We start from the raw sequence: 4,180 nt of genomic DNA, 5'->3' as shown, positions 1-4,180 counted from the left end.
AAATAAAGGATTTCATGTGTATGTATTAGATGGAGATGGTGAAAATACGAATTTCTTAAGTGCAAAAAACGGGAGTTATTTAAATTGGCTAAAATATCATTGGTTTGTTGATGCGCAGCAGACCAATGATATTTTGTCGCAACTTCCCAAGTGTGATTGGTTAATTGTTGATCATTATGGATTAGATAATAAGTGGGAGTCTGCTTTAAGAAAAAGTGTAAGAAAAATTATGGTAATCGATGATCTTGCAAATCGAATGCATGACTGTGATTTGTTACTAGACCAAAATTTATATGATAACCTTAATGGTCGCTATAAAGATTTAATACCAGAGCACTCATTAGTAAAATTGGGGCCTAAATACGCTATATTAAGACCAGAGTTTCATGCAGCTAAGAAGATTTCACGAAAAAGAACAGGAAAAATTGAGAGGATTTTTATTTTTTTTGGTGGCCATGATGTAACAAATGAGACATTAAAAACGTTAAGAGCTTTACAAAATATAAATAAAGATAACTTAAAAATAGACGTTGTGGTAGGTAGCCAAAATCCTCATAAAGAGGATATTCAAACTTATTGTAAGAGTGTTACTAACGCTTCATATTATTGTCAAATAGAGAATATGGAAGAGCTTCTCGTACGAGCGGATTTAGGGATAGGAGCTGGGGGCACAACCACATGGGAACGATGCTTTCTTGGATTACCTTCTATAACAATTACAACTGCCCAAAATCAAATTGAAGTAACAAAGGCTGTAGCGAAGGTTGGAGCTACATGGAATATTGGTACAGCTGAAAGTGTTTCGGATAAAGCAATTACGAAATGTCTAAACAAACTTTTATCAGATTCTAAAATAGTGAAAGAAATGTCTAATAAAGCTCTTTCTATACAGTGTGCCAGTAATACAAATGAAATAGCAAAAAATATTTTAGGAGGATAGTATGTTAGATATTGGGGATTTTCAATTGGAAAGTTTAGAACAGAAAGATTTAGAACTTATTTTAAATTGGCGGAATACAAAAGAAATTCGCTCGGTTATGTATGAAAATCATCAAATAACAATAGACGAACATTTAAATTGGTATGAAAAACTCGTAATGGATGATACAAAGGTTGCAAGATTATTAACATATAAAGAAAAACCAATTGGATTTGTTAATTTTACAAAAATAGATAAAATGGATCGAACTTGTTATTGGGGATTTTATATAGGTGAAAAGCAAAGTGTAAGACGTGCCGGAACTGTATTAGGTTTATTAGCATTAGATTTTATTTTTGAAATCAAAGACATACACAAAGTATGTGCAGAAATAATAGAATCAAACCGTATTAGTTTAAATTTCCATCAGAAACTTGGTTTCCAAGAAGAGGGAAGATATGAAGATTATATTTATAGGGAAAATGATTATGTTGATGTCATTACAATGACCTTGTCCCGTGAACAATGGGAGGAAAGAAGAGAATCTATAAAAAAAGAGCTTGAAGGTGACAAAAATGAGTAATGTATATATCGGAGGTAGAGAGATTGGCAATAGTTTGCCACCATTTATTATTGCAGAAATGTCAGGAAATCATAATCAATCATTAGATAGGGCGTTGAAAATTGTAGAGGCAGCTGCGGAGGCCGGGGCACAAGGATTTAAAATTCAAACATATACACCAGATACAATGACTTTAAATATAGAAAATGGTGATTTTTTAATTCATGATACGAAAAGTTTATGGAAAGGCAAATCACTTTATCATTTATACAAAGAAGCATATACACCATGGGAGTGGCATAAACCAATTTTTGATCGCTGTATAGAGTTAGGAATGATACCATTTAGTACGCCTTTTGATGAAACAGCTGTAGACTTTCTAGAGACATTAAATGTTTCATGTTATAAAATTGCATCTTTTGAAAATACTGATATTCCCCTCATACGTAAAGTAGCCGCAACAGGAAAACCAATAATCATTTCGACAGGTATGGCTTCAATTGCTGAACTAGATGAAACAGTAAGGGCTGCGAGAGAAGAAGGGTGTAAAGAAATAATTCTATTAAAATGTACAAGTACGTATCCTGCATCTCCAAAATCTACAAATATAGTTACTATACCTCATATGAAAGAGTTATTTAACTGTCAGGTGGGCTTATCCGATCATACACTGGGAGTAGGTGTATCTGTAGCAAGTGTTGCCTTGGGAGCTACAGTAATTGAGAAACATTTAACGCTCTCAAGGTCGGATGGAGGAGTTGATGCTAAATTTTCAATGGAACCAGCTGAATTTAAATTATTAGTAAGCGAAACTGAAAAAGCATGGGAATCTTTGGGGAATGTATATTATGGACCTACTGATATAGAAAAAGATTCTTTAAAATTTAGAAGATCATTATATGTAGTAGAAAACATAAAAGAAGGAGAAGTCTTTACAAATGAAAATGTTAAAGCTATTAGACCAGGGAATGGCTTATTACCAAAACACTTATCCAAATTTATCGGAAAGAAAGCGAGTAAGGATATTATAAAAGGAACACCTATTTCGTGGGATTTAATTTAATAGATTATAATAAAATGCTAAAAAGAATTTATTTTTAGGAGATGCAAACTCAGTACAATCAATTAAATCAAAATTTTGATAAGTAGAAACAAGTATTAATTTCTATTTATTAATCGTTATCTTTTGCCTTTTTAAGAATTCTATCATTTCTTCAGGTACAGGAATTGTGCGTTTTGACCAATTCATCTCCATGTTGGCAAGATAAAGATGTTGCTGGCACTGTAAGTGTAGGTAAGGAGTTTATTGTATGGATACAAAATAACAAAAGAAAAACACATACTATGTAACAGCAAATATAGCCAATGAGTATGTGAAATGATGTTTAAATCCATCTCTTTTAGTGGGGATGGATCTTTATTTGTGTAGCTAGATAATAAATTTCTCAATATATGATCTTTTTTTAGGATGTATATTTAAGTAAAAAGTTAAGGTGTAAAGGAGAAAGGAAGAGGAAATATGGAAATTAAATCACAAGAGTTAATAGCAACGGTAATACCTCGTGAAACTTTTAGTACTCAGAAACTTCCTCCTGGAACAAAGTTTATAAAGTGGGAAGTAGAAAATGATGATAATGCAGAGCATATTAGTTTTGATGTTATGAAAAATGTAACAAAAGGGGTGGGAACTACGATATTCAAAGATGTATTAAGTGGAAATCGAACAAATTTGATAAAAAATAACAGTCTTTGTATTGCAAGCCCTAATGGTTCTAATCTTCCTTTTCATGTAAGGGTATATGCTATTGTAATTTAAAGGAAAATAAAAAAGAAATTTCTCAATAACTATAATTTACATATATGATATATTTTGGTGGTGGTTACTATTGTAACCTTAATAAAAATTTAATTGAGAAATGGGGAATATTAATGGAAACGAAAGCGCAACAATTAGTAGCAACAGTATTATCTCAACCAAAACCTTTAGATGGACAAAAAAACCGCTCAAGTGGGAACTTTAGTACTGAGAGCCTTCCTTCAGGAACGAAATATTTAAAATGGGAAATTGAAGGTGGAGGAGATCCGGATTTTGTTAGCTTTAATGTAATGAAAGATGTATCTGCTGGTACAGATCCTGTTGTTTTTAGCGATGTCTTAAGTGGTAATAGAACAAGTGTAGTATCAGCGAGATCATTATATATTGCGAATCCTAAAAATGCATCTGAACCATTTACTGTAAGTGTGTATGCTATTTATTAATTCTTAAAAATCAAAAAATAACAAAAGTGAAATATACTATGTAAATGTCAATGAAGTCCATTGGTATGTAAAGTGGAAAGAAAAACCGGCCATAATTGATATGTCCTCTAATTGTTTTTCGTGTCTAATAATTAGGGAGCACATCAATAAGAGCCGGCCTTTTAATTTTATTTTTTTGAAGCTCTATAACCTGCAGCCTGTGCATCAGCTTCGGAACAAAACATCTCTTCAGCATTCGTTTTATCATAGAACTGTTGTCCAGGAATATGATAAATTTTTTCACCCTTACTGTTTTTGTTTCCCTTTATAGTACAGGTACCACCTTGTACAGGTTTTGCTTCTGGTTTAGATTGAGAAGCTGGTGTTGTGTTTGAATCCTGCTGTTGTTTTTTTAATTCTTCCTGTTTACGTTTTTCTTCATCAAGTCTCTTTTGTTCTTC

Annotated in this window: 6 protein-coding genes; 5 read left to right on the top strand and 1 reads right to left on the bottom strand. The window is 32.3% G+C overall.

Annotation, left to right across the window (positions count from 1 at the left end; genetic code table 11):
• The 5 genes from pseG to MR170_RS29865 form a co-directional block, all read left to right on the top strand.
• The coding region (pseG, locus tag MR170_RS29885) for a UDP-2,4-diacetamido-2,4,6-trideoxy-beta-L-altropyranose hydrolase (RefSeq protein WP_242310499.1) at positions 1 to 940 on the top strand (940 nt) is incomplete at its 5' end.
• 1 nt (position 941) lies between these two features.
• Entirely contained in the window at positions 942 to 1,502 is a 561-nt protein-coding gene (pseH, locus tag MR170_RS29880) for a UDP-4-amino-4,6-dideoxy-N-acetyl-beta-L-altrosamine N-acetyltransferase (RefSeq protein WP_242310497.1), read from the top strand.
• A complete protein-coding gene (pseI, locus tag MR170_RS29875; RefSeq protein ID WP_242310495.1) occupies positions 1,495 to 2,544 on the top strand; it encodes a pseudaminic acid synthase in 1,050 nt (349 codons plus the stop codon). The genes pseH and pseI overlap by 8 nt, the downstream gene beginning before the upstream one ends.
• A 456-nt stretch (positions 2,545 to 3,000) precedes the next feature.
• The gene (locus MR170_RS29870; RefSeq protein ID WP_000404020.1) at positions 3,001 to 3,297 is read left to right on the top strand and encodes a hypothetical protein; all 297 of its coding nucleotides are present in this window, start codon (positions 3,001 to 3,003) and stop codon (positions 3,295 to 3,297) included.
• Between the two features lie 113 nt (positions 3,298 to 3,410).
• Positions 3,411 to 3,740, top strand: coding sequence for a hypothetical protein (locus tag MR170_RS29865; protein WP_000448094.1), 330 nt, complete (start codon positions 3,411 to 3,413; stop codon positions 3,738 to 3,740).
• Between the two features lie 167 nt (positions 3,741 to 3,907).
• On the opposite strand, the gene MR170_RS29860 is transcribed toward MR170_RS29865, so the two are convergent.
• Positions 3,908 to 4,180: sunset domain-containing protein (locus MR170_RS29860; protein WP_481746795.1), on the bottom strand; the 273-nt coding region annotated here is incomplete at its 5' end.

The organism is Bacillus cereus group sp. BfR-BA-01524 (assembly GCF_022662595.1).
GTDB lineage: Bacteria > Bacillota > Bacilli > Bacillales > Bacillaceae_G > Bacillus_A > Bacillus_A thuringiensis_S.
The sequence above is the reverse complement of the archived record's forward strand: the minus strand, read 5'-3'. Positions and strand labels throughout refer to the sequence as shown.